This window comes from Clostridium sp., assembly GCF_036781005.1.
In the GTDB taxonomy this organism is placed as follows: domain Bacteria; phylum Bacillota; class Clostridia; order Clostridiales; family Clostridiaceae; genus Clostridium_B.
Map to the genome: position 1 here is coordinate 31,154 of NZ_DAIQBT010000009.1, position 15,947 is coordinate 47,100.

Consider the following 15,947-nt stretch of genomic DNA (forward strand, 5'->3'; position numbering starts at 1 on the left):
ATGTTTCGAAAATTAAAAATAGAATTGATTTTAATTAATTTAATATTAACAGGACTAGTTTTAATAACTATATTTTCAGGCATATATGTATTAATGGAAAGAAGTTTTGAACGTTCTTCATATATGCGTATGATTAAGACATCAGATATGGAGGAAATACCGCCACCACCCAAATATCCTAATAAAGAACTTACATCTTCTGAAAATTTCTTTATTAAAACAAATAAAGTTGGTACTATTAAAGAAACTTCCAGCAATTTTATATTATCTGAAAAAGTATCTCATAATATAATAAAGGATGTCATTGACAATAAAAACTCAAGAGGTACACTCATATATAAAAATTTAAATTTGAGATATCTTAAAGTACCAAAAAAATATGGATTTATTATAATTTTTCAGGATAAGTCCTTTGACATCGAGGTATTGAGAAGATTAATCATTATATCTGTGTTAGTTTGTATAGTAAGTCTTATATTGGTATTTATAATAAGCCTATTTCTTGCAAATACTTCCTTAAAGCCCATTATAAGTGCCTGGAAAAAACAACAGTCTTTTGTTGCAGATGCTTCCCATGAACTTCGTACTCCCCTGGCAGTTATAACTACCAATCTGGACGTAGTTCTAGATAACAAAAACGAAACCGTCGAAGCTCAAAATAAATGGTTGGAAAATATTAGACTTGAAACAGATAGAATGACTAAACTTATAGAGGAACTACTTTTTCTTGCAAGATCAGACTCACATGAAGCATCATTATCTATTTCCAGTTTTAATTTAAGTAATGTTATTACCCAGTCAATACTACCTTTTGAAGCCATTTGTATAAAATATAAAATACATATCTCCTACAACATACAACAAGATGTAATTTTTTCGGGGAATGAAAGTCGCATAAAACAACTTGCAGCTATTCTTATAGACAATGCCATAAAACATACCTATGAAAATGGTTCTATAGAAATAAAGATGCATACATCAAAAAATAAAATCCAATTTATTGTATCTGATACAGGAGAAGGCATTCCAGAGGAACATTTAGATAAGATTTTTGAAAGATTTTACAAAGTTGATAAATCCCGTTCAAACAGAGATGGTAACTTTGGTCTAGGCCTATCTATAGCAAAATCTATAGTTAATGAACATAAAGGAACTATAACTGTATCAAGTACCCTAGGTAAAGGGTCTATATTTAAAGTTATACTTCCTTTTAAATAGTTTTTTATTTAAAGTCTATACTATTAAAGTACCTATATTACAATATATTATAATGTTTCTCTATTTTAATTTAGAAAGCAATTTTAAAGCGGCATTCGCCATAACTTCAATACCATATAATAGTGCCATTTCATCTATGTCATATTTAGGATGATGTTGGGGATAAATAATCCCCTTTTTAGGATTTCCTATGCCTATAAAAATAAAACACCCCGGTACCTTTTGTAAATAATAGGAAAAGTCTTCACTGCTCATACAAGGCTTTACTTCATGAGCCCCTTCTCCCATTATTTCTTTTCCCGCCTCAAGTACAATATCTGTGATTTTAGAATCGTTGTCAAGCACATAGGTACATGAACTTTTTTGAAGGCTGCAATGAGCTCCTGCCATATCACATATGTGTTCTACAATTTTTTTAATATGCACAAGTACTTCTTTTCTTACATCTTCATCAAGAGACCTAATAGTTCCCTTTAATACCGCCCTACCCGATATGGCATTATAAATATATCCTGACTGAAATACACCCACCGATACCACTGCCTGTTTCATAGGATCTATATCTCTGCCTACAATGGTATTTAATGCAACAACTATCTGAGAAGCTGTTAATATGGAATCTATAGTTTGATGAGGCATAGATGCATGACCTGCTTTTCCTTCAATAATTATGACAAATTCATCACTGGCAGCCATCACTGGACCTTTTGATATTCCTACTGTTCCAATTTCAATAGGCTGCCACAGATGAGCCCCTATAATGGCCTCCACGCCTTCTAAACCCCCATCTGCTATAATAGCCGCTGCACCTGAGCCATCAATTACTTCTTCTTCACTGGGTTGAAAGATAAACCTTAAAGTACCCTCAATTCTATGACGCATATTACACAATACTTTTATGACTCCTATAAGCATAGCAGTGTGTCCATCATGACCACAAGCATGACATGACCCCTTATTTTTGGATTTATACTCCTTGCTTATTTCATCATCTATGGCTAGGGCATCTATATCTGCACGAATGGCTATTGTTTTACCAGGTTTTTCTCCTTTTAACTCTGCAATAACACCAGTTCCCGCTGCCTTTCTTATATTTAGTCCAAGCTCCTGAAGCACCCCAATTATTTTTTTTTGAGTATTAAATTCTTTCTTGCTAACTTCAGGGTATTTGTGGAAATACCTTCTTAAGCTTACCACCTCAGAATAATATTTATTAGCCAGATGCTTTATTTCTTCCACTTCACATAACTGTTCCATAGCATAAACCCTCCCCCATTTACATTATCTTTTGATATAGTTTATCCAAACGCTACCATTGCTAACACTCCCATCTTCTTTAAAGTAGGAGATAAGCAATGCTACACGCCTGGATAAGTTCCTCTAAGGCTCAGATGGAGATAAGTATTTCTCTATAGCAAACTCCACCTGATCCTAAGAATCACTTGATTCGTACTCTGAAAATACTTCCAGTTCATCATCATTTATGTCTTTCTTTTTCACATAAGTCATAGCTCTAAAAGTATCCAGTGACGTTATAACCTCTATATTTCTTTCTACAGCTAACCTTCTTATATGAAATCCATCCCTTGTAGAATCATTTCCTTTGGTAGGAGTATTAATTACTAAATCCACTTCTTCATTTTTTATAACATCTATTATATTTGGACTCTTTTCTTTCATTTTTCTGGTCTTTTTTACTTCTATCCCATTATCTTGTAAAAGCTTTGCTGTATTTTCCGTAGCTATAAATTTAATACCTAATTTATGTATTTCTCTTGCTATAGGTAAAAATTCCTGTTTATCATGCTCTCCTATAGTTGCAAGTATTACTCCATTTTTCATGTTAAAAACCATGCCTGCGGCCAAAAGCCCCTTGTAAAGCGCTCCTTCCAGAGTAGTGGACACACCTAAGACCTCTCCTGTAGACCTCATCTCAGGTCCTAGAGAAACTTCTACATTTGGAAGCTTCTCTGTTGAAAATACCGGAACCTTTACCGCAACTATATTAGGTTCCTTAAAGATTCCAACCCCATAACCCATATCTCTTAGTTTTTCCCCAAGCATTACCCTGGTAGCAATATCAACTATAGGTACATTACTTACTTTACTTATGTAAGGAACAGTCCTCGAAGCCCTTGGATTTACTTCTATAACATAAAGATTGCCCTCATATTCTATGAATTGAATATTTATCATACCCTTTATTCCTATACCTAAAGATAATTTTACAGTATACTCTAGAACTTTTTCCTTTATATCATCATTTATATTTTGGGCAGGATACATAGTTATACTATCTCCAGAGTGTACTCCAGCCCTTTCCAAGTGTTCCATAATCCCAGGTATGAGTACATCCTCGCCATCACATATGGCATCCACTTCTATTTCTCTGCCCATTATATATTTATCTATCAATATAGGATTTTTCTTATCTTTATTAAAAGCCATGGAGAGATAATATTTAAGTTCTTTTTGGCTGTAAGTTATTTCCATACCATGTCCTCCAAGAACATAAGAAGGTCTCACAAGCACAGGGAACCCCAATTTTCTTCCTTCTTCAAGTCCTTCGCCTATAGTCCACACGCCCTTTCCCTTTGGCCTTTTAATATTCAGCTTTTCAAGGAGATCGTCAAATTTTTCCCGATCTTCTGCCATATCTATCTGATCTGCAGTGGTACCTAGTGTAACTATATTTTTTTCTTTTAAGAACTCTGCCAGTTTTATGGCAGTTTCTCCTCCAAATTGGAGTATAACACCATAGGGTTTCTCCTTATCCAATATACTTAAAACATCCTCTTCCGTTATAGGTTCAAAATAAAGTTTATCTGAAATATCAAAATCCGTACTTACAGTTTCAGGGTTATTATTTATTATTATAGTCTCTATACCAAGTTTTCTGAGTATTTTTATGCAGTGCACAGAAGCATAGTCAAATTCTATGCCCTGCCCTATTCTGATAGGTCCTGAGCCTATTACTATAACTTTCTTATTATTTGAAACCTCCACTTCGTCATACTCTTCATAAGTAGAATAATAATAAGGGGAAAGTGCCTCAAATTCTCCCGCACAAGTATCTACCATCTTATAGGCAGGATTTATATTCCATATTTTTCTAAGCCTATACACCTCATCTGGTGAAACCTTAAGCATATCTGCCATTCCCTTATCGGAAAATCCTTTCTTCTTAAGCTTCACAAACCATTCTTTATTCATATCACTTATATTGCTGTTTTTTAATTTTTCTTCTTCATCTATAATTCCTTTAAACTTACTTATAAAAAATTTATCTATGCCTGTAATTTGAGATAACTTTTCAACTTTATACTTTCTTCTCAATAATTCTGAAAGAGCAAATATTCTCTCATCATCAGGATAGGCTATTCTAGTTTTAAGTTCATCCATGCTTAATTCTCTAAACTTCTTATAGTCTAAGGAATACATTCCTATCTCAAGAGATCTTATCCCTTTCAAAAATGCGGCTTCAAAATTATTTCCTATAGCCATTATTTCACCTGTAGCCATCATTTTAGTTCCAAGTTCCCTTTCTGCTCCCTGAAACTTATCAAAAGGCCACTTAGGAATTTTTATTACCACATAATCCAATGAAGGCTCAAAACAAGCATAGGTCTTCTTAGTAACTGCATTCTTTATTTCATCAAGCCCATATCCCAAGGCTATTTTAGCTGCTACTTTAGCAATAGGATAACCTGTGGCTTTAGATGCAAGGGCAGAAGAACGACTAACCCTTGGGTTTATCTCTATAACCACATATTCAAAAGAATATGGATTTAGGGCTAATTGGACATTACACCCTCCTTCTATTTCAACTTCACTTATTATATCTATCGATGCAGTCCTTAGCATTTGATATTCCTTATCTGATAAAGTCTGGCTTGGCGCTATGACTATACTATCTCCAGTATGAATTCCTACAGGATCTATATTTTCCATATTACACACTGTTATACAATTTCCAAAACTATCTCTCATAACTTCATATTCTATCTCTTTCCATCCCTTTATGCTTTTTTCAAGCAGTACCTGACCTATTGAACTAAGTTCCAGTCCAGATTCCAATATACTTTTGAGTTCTTCTTCATTTTCTGCTATTCCACCTCCTGTACCTCCGAGAGTATATGCAGGTCTTACAATAACAGGATAACCTATTTTTTCTGCAAATTTTATACCACTTTTCATATCTGTAACTATGTCGCTTTCTACCACTGGTTGATTTATTTTATTCATAGTATTTCTAAAAAGTTCCCTATCTTCCCCTTTTTTTATGGCTTCTATAGAAGTGCCTATTATTTTAACATTATATTTTTCGAGTATTTTATTATCATACAATTCTACAGTAAGATTGAGAGCAGTCTGTCCACCCATTCCCGGTAAAACACTATCTGGTTTTTCTTTTTTTATAACTTTTTCTATAAATTCTACTGTAAGTGGTTCTATATAAACCTTATCTGCTACTTCTCTATCTGTCATTATGGTAGCAGGATTACTATTTACAAGTACAACCTCAATTCCTTCTTCTTTAAGTGATTCACAAGCCTGAGTTCCAGAATAATCAAACTCTGCTGCCTGCCCTATTATTATAGGTCCTGAACCTATTACCAAAACTTTTTTTATATTTTTATTTAAAGGCATATCACCTTGCTCCCTTCTTTTCAATTCACAATTCACGATTCACAATTCACAGTTCACAATTTTTAAAGTATGTATTTATCAAATTCATCAAATATATAATTATTATCCGAAGGACCTGGACATGCTTCTGGATGGAATTGTATAGAAAATATAGGCATATTTTTGTGTCTCATTCCCTCAATAGTTCCATCATTTAAGCTTATATGGGTAAGTTCCATATCATCAGGTAATTTATCTACATAATAGCCATGATTTTGGGAAGTTATATGTACCCTACCGCTTTCAAGATTTCTTACAGGATGATTACAGCCCCTGTGTCCAAATTTAAGCTTTGCAGTACTTCCACCAAGTGCCAGGGCTAAAAGCTGATGGCCAAGACATATACCTGTTATAGGTTTTTTACCTATAAGCTTTTTTACATTTTCTATTTCTAATTTTAAATCACAGGGATCTCCCGGTCCATTAGATAAAAATATCAAATCAGGATTTTGTTTAAGAATATCTTCTGCATTATAAGTTGAGGGAAATACTGTTATTTTATAATCCCTATTTAAAAATTCTTGTATTATACTTTTCTTTATACCAAAATCTAGTATAGCCACATGTTTTCTACCCTGTCCTAAACTGTAACTCTCCTTTACAGTTACCTCTTTTACCGCATTCTTATTGCTAAAACTTTCCAAAACATCCTTTACTGTAGAAAAGTTTACATTTTCTATGGTTATGATTCCTTTCATAGTACCATATACCCTAAGCATTTTCGTCAATGCTCTAGTATCAATTCCTGAAAGTCCTATTATTTTGTTTATTTTTAAGTAATCTTCAAGTTCTAACTCTGCCCTGAAATTACTGGAATAACTGCATTTTTCCTTAACTATAAATCCCTTTGCCTTGGGACTATCAGATTCCACATCTTCTAAATTCACTCCATAATTTCCTATAAGGGGATATGTCATAGTAACAATTTGTCCATAATAAGACGGATCTGTGAGTATTTCTTGATATCCTGTCATCCCCGTGTTAAAAACTACTTCTCCTACACTATCATTTAAATAACCAAAAGCTTCCCCATGAAATACATGTCCATTTTCTAATATAAGTTTTGCTTTCATATATACTATACCTCCTGTATTTTTACCTGTAAAAACACACTTAATTAATCTTTAATATACAAAAAAGGTAATAGAAAAACTCTCATTTAAAATAATTTTTCTATTACCTATATCCAGTTTTTAATATAAAATATTTCATTTTTTTTAATAAACAACTATACCCATACATATAGATATATACCCCTTTCTGGCCTCACAGGACCAATTTAAAGTGTATTTTTCACTTGATTCTTATGTCTTATTCTAATTAAAATACATTTCCATGTCAAGTACTTACGAATTTTTTAATATAAGGTCTTTTACCATTATCTTTTATTATTATTAATAATAGAACCTTTACATCTGAAGAAATATATGCAAGTAAACTTTTATTATATTATTAACTTAACTAAGTTTATAATAAAGGATTGACAACTAAAAAATATTTATATATATATTATTAAGACTTAAAAATATTAATAAATTAAATATAATGATATAAATATATTAATTATGAATCTAATATTAGGATAAATATTTACACAATAAACATGATAATTTTTACATAAGTTGTAAAAACATATCTTAAAAACCAAGAAAAATACCAGTATTTTATTAATAATATGTATGTGTATAATTACTCATAACCTGAAAAAACCATACCTTCTACAATCAACAAAGTTTTCTGGAAGATACTTGTATTTTATGTAGGTGCACTTTTTGTAATAATGTGTCTCTATCCATGGAACAGCTTTGGTACAATAAGAAGCCCCTTTGTACTTACTTTTAATAAGTTAGGTATTTCGGCAGCAGCAGGCATCATAAACTTCGTAGTGTTAACCACGGCATATCTTCCTGCAACAGTGGTATATTTAGCACAAGGTGTATGCTCTATAATCTTTCCCTGCAGGGTTCTGCCCCAAAAATATTCAGTGAACTTAATAAATCTCATGTTCCAATAACAGAAATTGTAATTTTAGCATTTTTCCTTTTAATAGGAGTTGTCCTAAATTATTTTGTTCCTAGTAAGGTATTTACTTATGTTACAAGTGTTGCTACCTTCGGAGCAATTTGGGTATGGGTAATAGTTTTAGTAAGCTCAAATCAAATTCAGAAAAAGACTTAGCCCTGAAGAAGTAAAAAATTTCATTTTCCTGTATTTAGTTACCCTTACTTAAATTGGATTATTCTGGCATTTTTAGCCTTCGTAGTTATAATGATGTTTTTTAATAAGGATACACTTATTGCTCTTATAGTTGCACCTATTTGGTTTGCTATTTTAATAACTTGTTACTACATATTTGGTATTAAGAAAGCAAAATCCACTAAATTCACTAAAAATACTTTTTCATCCGAAATTATCGGCAAATAAAAAGCTAACATAAGTATACTCAACAGAAACTGCAAAAAAAGACAAGCAGTTTCTGTTAAATAAAGCTCACTTATAACTTGCTAGAGTTTCCATATCTAAAATTAAAAATAGTTTACACTCTAATCTATTTCTTTAAAATAGATTATTTTATTTCGCCAAAACCCTCCTGAACCTCCCCATCACTACATATTAAATTTCTAGAATAATTATGTTGAATATGAAACTAAATGATCATATAATAAATATTGTTAATATACGAACAGTATTTATACAAACATTATGTGGAGGAGAGATAAAAATGAAAGGACTTATTTTATCCTGTCTAGTAACAGCAATACTCTTAAGCGGCTGTAGCTCTGCTACTAGTACAAGTACCATTACCAGTAAAACTACCAAATCCATCAAAGAAAATACCAATACCCAATTTCTAATGGGTGGTAAAATTGCAACAAATGAAGAAGCGGATATAACCTCAAAAGTTTCAGCAAAAGTCTCTGAAATATTGGTAGACTTGGGTTCAACAGTAAAAGAAGGTGATATTATTATAAAATTAGATACAACAGATCTTCAAGGTCAGGTTGATCAAGCACAAGCTGCACTGAACACTGCAAAGGCTAATTTGACAAATGCACAAAACAGTACTCGCCCGGAACAATTAGCCCAAGCTCAAGCTAGCCTGGACAGTGCCTCTCAATCCTACGAGACAACAAAGAAAAATTACGATCGTATACAAGCACTGTTAAATGAAGAAGCGGCTACCCAACAACAATTAGATACGGCCAATCAACAATTATCTGCCGCAGAGGCACAATATAAAACTGCCCAAGAACAACTTAATATGTTAAACAACGGCCCTACAAAATCTTCTATAGATGTTTATCAAGCTCAGATAACCCAAGCTCAAGCAGCTTTAAAAACTGCTCAAACATCACTTAATAATGCCATTATTACAGCCCCCATCTCAGGAATAGTAAATGCAAGAAATATCAATGTAGGAGATGTAGCATCCACGGATAAGGTACTTGTTTCCTTAATCAATACCAGCAATTTATATGTTAATGCCTATGCTCCAGCAGACATAACAAACAAAATTTCCGAAGGACAATCTGTAATTGTTAAAGTATCTGAAATACCGGATAAAGAATTTCACGGTAAAATTGCCGTTATAAATTCCACATTGAATTCCCAAAGTAGAGATATTTTGGTTAAAGTTACTTTAACAGATAAAGATACAAATCTAAAACCTGGAATGTTTGCAGAAATTGGCCTAGATAAATAAGGAAAGAGGGTAAACTATGAAAGAAAAGCGCAAGATATTAATTATTGGATTATTGTTAGTAATTATAGCTGCACTTGGAAGTATCGGGTGTTATTATTGGTATGAAAATACCTATTATGTTTCCACTGATGATGCATCAGTGAGTGCAGATTTAGTTAATGTAACTCCACAGATCAGTGGAAAATTATTGGAACTTGATATCGAAGAAGGAGATACAGTTATAAAAAATCAAATACTGGCACGCCAGGAAATGCTGAATCTTCCTGATTCAAGTGTAGATGAATCTTTAATAAGATCCCCTATTGACGGCATAGTTATCAAAAAGCAGGGAACTATCGGTGAAATCTGGTCCTCTGGTCAGACGCTGGCTACCTTAATAGATCCAGATAAACTTTACATAACCGCCAATATTGAGGAAACAAAATTAGGTAAAGTAAGAATTGGTCAACCTGTTACCATTACTATAGATCAATATGGCTCAAAAAAATTTACAGGAAAAGTGAAGTCTGTAGGAGAAGCCTCCCAATCTGCACTATCCATACTACCTTCTTCAACTAGTGGTACATTTACAAAAGTGGTTCAAAGAATACCTGTGAAAATTTCCATTAATAAATTTAATAATAAAATACTTCCGGGTACCAATGCTGTTGTCAAAATCCATGTAAAGTAATGAGGTGACATATAATGGAAGAACATAATCATGATTCCCTATACAGCTGGCTGGCACTAATTGTAGTTGTAATTGGTACATTTATGTCTATACTAGACAGCAGTATAGTTAACATAGCCCTTCCCAAAATGATGGCTGTTTTTGGGGTATCCATGGATGATTCAAAATGGATACTTACAGCATATACTCTGGCACTTGGAGCAATTATACCTCTTACTGGATATCTTCAAGATGTTTTTGGCTCTAAAAAAATATATATGTTTGCACTTACAATGTTCACATTAGGTTCCATGCTGTGTGGACTTGCCTGGAACAACACTTCAATGATATGCTTCCGTATTATTCAGGCCCTAGGTGGAGGCATGATAATGCCTGTTGGAATGTCCATGATATATGAAATATTTCCAAGAGAAAAAATAGGTCTGGCTCTTGGAATCTGGGGAATAGCAGCTATGGCAGCTCCTTCCATAGGACCAACTCTTGGAGGATATATCATTGAAAAAATGGATTGGAGACTTATTTTCAATGTAAATGTACCTATAGGCATATTAGGTACATTACTGGCCGCTATTTTATTAAAAGATTCAAAGAAAAAACAGTTGAAATCCTTTGATATAATAGGGTTCCTATCTTCTACAACAGGTGTGGTAAGTCTGCTGTATGTTTTAGGTGAATGGACTTCCATCAACTGGTCAGATGTAAAATATCCTATATTTTTAACTTTAGGATGTTTAAGTCTTATTTTGTTTGTAATAAATGAACTTACCCATCCAGATCCACTGCTTGATTTACGTGTTTTTAAATTATTTGATTTCAGTATAAGTCAAATTATTGTTTCCATTTTAACACTGGCATTAATGGGGGGAGTGTATGTATTACCTCTATTTCTACAAAATATAAGAGGGTATACCGCAATGGAAACGGGATTAATTATGCTGCCAGCTGCTCTGGTTACAGGACTTTTAATGCCTATAAGTGGTAATTTATTTGACAGATTTGGCGCACGACCCGTCGTAATACCTGGTATAATAATATTAGGATTAAGTTCTTATCATATTTCAACTTTAATAAATATGAACTCTAGCAGAGGAATGATTACCCTTGTATTATGTCTCAGAGCAGTTGGAATCGGACTTGCCATGATGCCTGTCAGTACCGCTGGAATGAACGCAGTTCCCAAAAATTTAATCGGTAGGGCATCCGCAATTTCTAATACCATAAGACAAATATCAGGCTCTCTCAGCGTAACTATAATGTCAGCTATAATACAGAGTAAAACCAATTATAACTATTTGAAACTATCCGAACAAATAAATGTTTACAATGCAGCCTCTAATAAAACTATAAACACATTGACACAAGCCTATATGCATGAGGGACAGTCTTTAAAGACAGCTAAATCTTCTGCAATATCTACACTTTCAAAAATGCTTCAAGGTCAGGCTACCATAGACGCCATGGCTTATTCCCTCGCTGTAGTTTCCGTTGTGGTAATTTTAGCCATAATTTTAACTTTAATGATGAGGAATAAAAAAATACCTAAAATAAAAAATGAGGAAGGTGAACAGAATCGCAATGAAGAAGGAAGCATCATGCTGGAATGATGAACTGATAACCAGTCAATCTGATAAAATAATTAATATTTTTAAAACTATCCATAAAACCTTTAGGTGCAAATTCAAAAAAATAGCACAACAATATGGATTCACGACTCCCCAGCTTACTGTCATATTCCATTTATATAAAACACCTGACATAACCCTTAACGCATTAAGTGACCACTTAATGCTCACCAAGAGCACAGTTTCAGGTATAGTAAACCGATTAGTCAGCCAGGGTGTAGTAGTAAGAGAAATACCTAAAAATAACAGAAGAACTGTAAAACTCTCTCTTTCTGAAGACTTCAAAAATAATAACGATATAATCAGAATGAAAGAACATTTTATTGCATACTGTCTGTCTAATACTCTAAAAAGTATGGATCCAGACAGTGTAGAAAAGATTATTCATGCACTTGAAAATTTTATTTTATTATTAAATGAAAAAAATTGCAAATAATTTCTATCATCTAATTCTTTCGTATAACTGGAAAATACAATTTCCAGTTATATTTTTATCTTTAAATATTTGATTATAAGTGCCAAAAAAATTTAATCTTCATATAATTTAATAATCCCCATTATACCTAGTAATAATTTACCTATAATAAATACATTGACAATAATGCAAGAAAGCAATATAATAATTGCAACAAACCCATCATTTTATAAATTAAATACTTAAATTATAAAAGTATTCACTTATCTAATTGCAATTATATAAAAACGACTATTTTAATTCTAATTCAAACCAAATCTTTGAAAATCTAATAATATATACTCCTTTTTAATATAACAACTGATTGGAATATACCTTGGACATATTTACTTAATTAATTTAATTTAAATTTCATAGTTATCATTATTATACATAATAAATATTTATCATGCGTAGTATGTAATAGATAAAGTAAAAAGGAGAGGAGAATATGAACTTTAAAGATATAATTGAAAAAGATAGAGAATTGAGAAAAAAACATGAATTTGAAGGCACTTTTTTAGAATATCTACAAATCGTAAAAGATAATCCTCAAATAGTGAAATTAGCCCATAAGAGAATGTATGATATTATAATAGATAAAAAATATGAGGTATTGAACCCAGAAGAAAATCCCAAAGTTAAAAAATTACATGGAAACGAACCTATAAGAAAGTATAACTTTTTTAAAAATGATTTTTTTGGCATTGATCAAGTAATAATGAAACTAGTTAATTATTTCCATTCTGCTGCAATGAAAGGAGAAGAATCAAGACAAGTACTTTATCTGGTAGGGCCTGTAGGTGCTGGAAAATCTTCCTTAGTGGAATCAGTGAAGAAAGCACTGGAAACATCAGAGCCAATATATGCACTTAAAGGTTGTCCTATGAGGGAAGAACCTCTTCATTTAATACCTAATCATTTAAAGCCCGACTTTGAAAAAATGTTAAATGTAGAAATCGAAGGTGATTTATGCCCTATATGTAAATACAGACTTAAACATGAATATAATGGACAATATGAAAAATTTCCGGTAGTAACTACTGACTTTTCTATTCGTTCAAGAAAAGGAATTGGTGTAGTACCACCTGTTGATCCAAACAATCAAGACACCTCCGTACTCACAGGCTCCATTGACATATCAAAAATGGATATCTATCCTGAAGATGACCCTAGAATATTTTCTTTAAATGGTGCGTTTAACGTGGGAAATCGAGGATTAGTTGAATTTATAGAAGTATTTAAAAATGATGTGGAATATCTCCATACCATAATTACTGCTACCCAGGAAAAATCTGTTCCATCTCCTGGAAAAGGATCAATGATTTATTTTGACGGAATTATTTTGGCACATTCCAATGAATCAGAATGGAATAAGTTTAAATCCGATCATACCAATGAAGCAATTCTTGACAGAATAGTAAAAATAGAAGTTCCATACTGTATGGAATTAAACGAGGAAGTAAAAATATATAAAAAGATACTTGGTAGAAGCCAATTTAATGCCCATATAGCACCACATACCATGGAAATTGCAGCTATGTTTGCTATTTTGTCCAGACTTTCACCTTCAAATAAAGTGGATCCTATGACAAAATTAAAAATTTACAACGGAGAAGATATAGTAGAAAAAGGCAGTACTAAAAAAATTGATTTTTCAGAATTAAAGGAAGAAGCAGGTATGAGAGAAGGTATGACAGGCATATCCACAAGATTTATTATAAAAGCCCTGGATCATGCTCTTTCAAGTTCAGAATATAATTGTATAAATCCTCTAAGCGTTATGGAAAGCCTTATAAAGGCGGTTAAGGATTTAGATATAGCAGAGGATGACAAAAAGAAATATCTCACCTTTTTAAAAGATACCATAAGAAAAGAATATAATAAATTGCTTGAAAAAGAAGTGACTAGAGCCTTTATACACAGCTTTAAAGAACAGGCAGAAAGTCTCTTTGACAATTATTTGGATCATGCAGAAGCTTATGTAAATAAGAATAAAATAAAAGATCGCTCCACTGGAGAAGAACTTGAGCCTGATGAAACCTTCATGAGATCCATAGAACAGCATATAGGAGTTTCTGAAAGTTCTTCTAAAGGCTTTAGAACAGATGTTACCTCCTATATGTTCTATATTATAAGAAATGGAGGTAAAATCGAATATACTTCCTATGAACCACTTAAAGAGGCTATTGAGAAGAAACTTACAGCCTCAGTAAAAGAATTATCCAGAATTATAACTAAATCCAGAGTAAGAGATAAAGAACAGGATGTAAAATATAATTCCATGGTGGAAGAATTAAAAGCAACTGGTTATTGTGATCACTGCTGTGACGTTATTTTAAAGTATGCTGCCAACAATTTGTGGAAGGATTGATCTTATGGCTATTTTCAGAGAATTCGATGCTCACGATCACCATGACAGATCTTTAGAAGATAGAAGACGTCACAGACAACTGGTAGAAAAATCAATAAAAGATAACTTGGCGGATATAATATCTGAAGAAAGCATCATAGGTCAAAGTAAGAATAAAAAAGTCAAAATTCCTATAAAAGGTATAAAAGAATATCAATTTATATATGGGGGCAATAGTTCTGGAGTAGGCAGCGGAGATGGTTCACAAAAAAAAGGAGATAGAATTGGAAAAGCCATAAAAGACAGAGATGGAAAGGGTAATCAAGGTGCAGGTAATCAAGAAGGAGAGGATATGTATGAAATAGAAGTTACCATAGAAGATGTTATAGATTACCTGATGGAAGATCTTGAACTTCCTCGAATGGACAAAAAGAAATTTTCACAGGTTCTCTCTAAAAATTCTCCTAAAAAATCCGGTTATCAGAGAAGAGGAATAAACCCAAGACTTGCTAAAAAAAGAACTGTAGTAGAAAAGCTAAAAAGACAGCAGAGTACTAAAAGGGCTTTACGTGAAATTCATGAAGAATCAGAACCTGAACTTAAAGACCAACTTCTAAAAGATACAACTATAAAATCCCGATTTCCATTTAAAGAAGATGATTTAAGATATTTCAGGGTAAAAAAGAAACCAAAATTGGAACTAAATGCTGCAATTATTTGTGTAATGGATACATCAGGTTCCATGGATAGTACCAGAAAATTTCTAGCCAGATCTTTTTTCTTTGTATTATACAGATTTATAAAAATGAAGTACAACAACGTAGAAGTAAAATTTATATCTCATTCCACTTCTGCTAAAGTAGTTACAGAGAATGAATTCTTCCACAAGGTAGAATCTGGTGGAACTTATATATCCAGCGGATTAAAAAAAGCTCTAGAAGTGATTGAAGAAAATTACAATCCTGCCTACTGGAATGTTTATACTTTCTATGTTAGTGACGGAGATAATTGGAGTGAGGATAACAGCCTGGCATTAAAGTATGCTAGGGCTCTATGCAAAGTATGCAATCTTTTTAGCTATGCTGAAATTATTCCAAGTCCCTATGGAAGCAGCATAAAACACATTTTTCAAAATAAAATCATTGATAATAACTTTACCGTGGTTACCATTCACGAAAAACAGGATCTTTGGAAATCCCTTAAAAAAATACTAAATAAAGAATTGGAAGAGAGGTGAT

At 32.6% G+C, this 15,947-nt stretch carries 10 protein-coding genes and 1 pseudogene; 8 read left to right on the top strand and 3 right to left on the bottom strand.

Annotated features, from left to right (window positions below):
• Window positions 1-1,218: a sensor histidine kinase gene (locus V7Q02_RS05370; protein WP_333859977.1), complete on the top strand. Its 1,218-nt coding sequence runs from the start codon at window positions 1-3 to the stop codon at window positions 1,216-1,218.
• A gap of 60 nt (window positions 1,219-1,278) precedes the next feature.
• Here the strand turns inward: V7Q02_RS05370 and V7Q02_RS05375 are convergent, their stop codons facing one another.
• The 3 genes from V7Q02_RS05375 to carA all read right to left on the bottom strand — a co-directional run bounded on the left by V7Q02_RS05375 (window position 1,279) and on the right by carA (window position 6,980).
• Window positions 1,279-2,475: a M20 metallopeptidase family protein gene (locus V7Q02_RS05375; RefSeq protein WP_333859978.1), complete on the bottom strand. Its 1,197-nt coding sequence runs from the start codon at window positions 2,473-2,475 to the stop codon at window positions 1,279-1,281.
• Between the two features lie 174 nt (window positions 2,476-2,649).
• A complete protein-coding gene (gene carB, locus V7Q02_RS05380; RefSeq protein ID WP_333859979.1) occupies window positions 2,650-5,868 on the bottom strand; it encodes a carbamoyl-phosphate synthase large subunit in 3,219 nt (1,072 codons plus the stop codon).
• A gap of 62 nt (window positions 5,869-5,930) precedes the next feature.
• Window positions 5,931-6,980 (bottom strand): glutamine-hydrolyzing carbamoyl-phosphate synthase small subunit, encoded by a 1,050-nt coding sequence (carA, locus tag V7Q02_RS05385; protein ID WP_333859980.1) that lies wholly within the window; start codon window positions 6,978-6,980, stop codon window positions 5,931-5,933.
• A gap of 671 nt (window positions 6,981-7,651) precedes the next feature.
• On the opposite strand from carA, the pseudogene V7Q02_RS05390 reads away from it, so the two are divergent.
• The 7 genes and pseudogenes from V7Q02_RS05390 to yhbH all read left to right on the top strand — a co-directional run bounded on the left by V7Q02_RS05390 (window position 7,652) and on the right by yhbH (window position 15,946).
• Window positions 7,652-8,085: pseudogene (locus V7Q02_RS05390) on the top strand (hypothetical protein).
• A 544-nt stretch (window positions 8,086-8,629) separates the two neighbouring features.
• Window positions 8,630-9,610, top strand: a complete 981-nt coding sequence (locus V7Q02_RS05395; RefSeq protein ID WP_333859981.1) for an efflux RND transporter periplasmic adaptor subunit — start codon at window positions 8,630-8,632, stop codon at window positions 9,608-9,610.
• Between the two features lie 16 nt (window positions 9,611-9,626).
• Window positions 9,627-10,280: an HlyD family efflux transporter periplasmic adaptor subunit gene (locus V7Q02_RS05400; RefSeq protein ID WP_333859983.1), complete on the top strand. Its 654-nt coding sequence runs from the start codon at window positions 9,627-9,629 to the stop codon at window positions 10,278-10,280.
• Window positions 10,281-10,294: 14 nt separating this feature from the next.
• Window positions 10,295-11,884: a DHA2 family efflux MFS transporter permease subunit gene (locus V7Q02_RS05405; protein ID WP_333859984.1), complete on the top strand. Its 1,590-nt coding sequence runs from the start codon at window positions 10,295-10,297 to the stop codon at window positions 11,882-11,884.
• Window positions 11,856-12,338: a MarR family winged helix-turn-helix transcriptional regulator gene (locus V7Q02_RS05410; protein ID WP_333859985.1), complete on the top strand. Its 483-nt coding sequence runs from the start codon at window positions 11,856-11,858 to the stop codon at window positions 12,336-12,338. The genes V7Q02_RS05405 and V7Q02_RS05410 overlap by 29 nt, the downstream gene beginning before the upstream one ends.
• Window positions 12,339-12,807: 469 nt before the next feature.
• On the top strand, window positions 12,808-14,730 hold the full coding sequence (locus V7Q02_RS05415; RefSeq protein ID WP_333859986.1) for a PrkA family serine protein kinase: 1,923 nt from the start codon (window positions 12,808-12,810) through the stop codon (window positions 14,728-14,730).
• A gap of 4 nt (window positions 14,731-14,734) precedes the next feature.
• A complete protein-coding gene (gene yhbH, locus V7Q02_RS05420; RefSeq protein ID WP_333859987.1) occupies window positions 14,735-15,946 on the top strand; it encodes a sporulation protein YhbH in 1,212 nt (403 codons plus the stop codon).
• The last annotated feature ends 1 nt before the right edge of the window (window position 15,947 follow it).

What these genes read in the sequence shown, in the direction of transcription:
- carA (WP_333859980.1), bottom strand. Translation starts at nt 6,980, where the DNA reads ATGAAAGCAAAACTTATATTAGAAAATGGACATGTATTTCATGGGGAA.
- V7Q02_RS05405 (WP_333859984.1), top strand. Translation starts at nt 10,295, where the DNA reads ATGGAAGAACATAATCATGATTCCCTATACAGCTGGCTGGCACTAATT.
- yhbH (WP_333859987.1), top strand. Translation starts at nt 14,735, where the DNA reads ATGGCTATTTTCAGAGAATTCGATGCTCACGATCACCATGACAGATCT.
- V7Q02_RS05410 (WP_333859985.1), top strand. Translation starts at nt 11,856, where the DNA reads ATGAAGAAGGAAGCATCATGCTGGAATGATGAACTGATAACCAGTCAA.
- V7Q02_RS05370 (WP_333859977.1), top strand. Translation starts at nt 1, where the DNA reads ATGTTTCGAAAATTAAAAATAGAATTGATTTTAATTAATTTAATATTA.
- V7Q02_RS05400 (WP_333859983.1), top strand. Translation starts at nt 9,627, where the DNA reads ATGAAAGAAAAGCGCAAGATATTAATTATTGGATTATTGTTAGTAATT.
- carB (WP_333859979.1), bottom strand. Translation starts at nt 5,868, where the DNA reads ATGCCTTTAAATAAAAATATAAAAAAAGTTTTGGTAATAGGTTCAGGA.
- V7Q02_RS05375 (WP_333859978.1), bottom strand. Translation starts at nt 2,475, where the DNA reads ATGGAACAGTTATGTGAAGTGGAAGAAATAAAGCATCTGGCTAATAAA.
- V7Q02_RS05395 (WP_333859981.1), top strand. Translation starts at nt 8,630, where the DNA reads ATGAAAGGACTTATTTTATCCTGTCTAGTAACAGCAATACTCTTAAGC.
- V7Q02_RS05415 (WP_333859986.1), top strand. Translation starts at nt 12,808, where the DNA reads ATGAACTTTAAAGATATAATTGAAAAAGATAGAGAATTGAGAAAAAAA.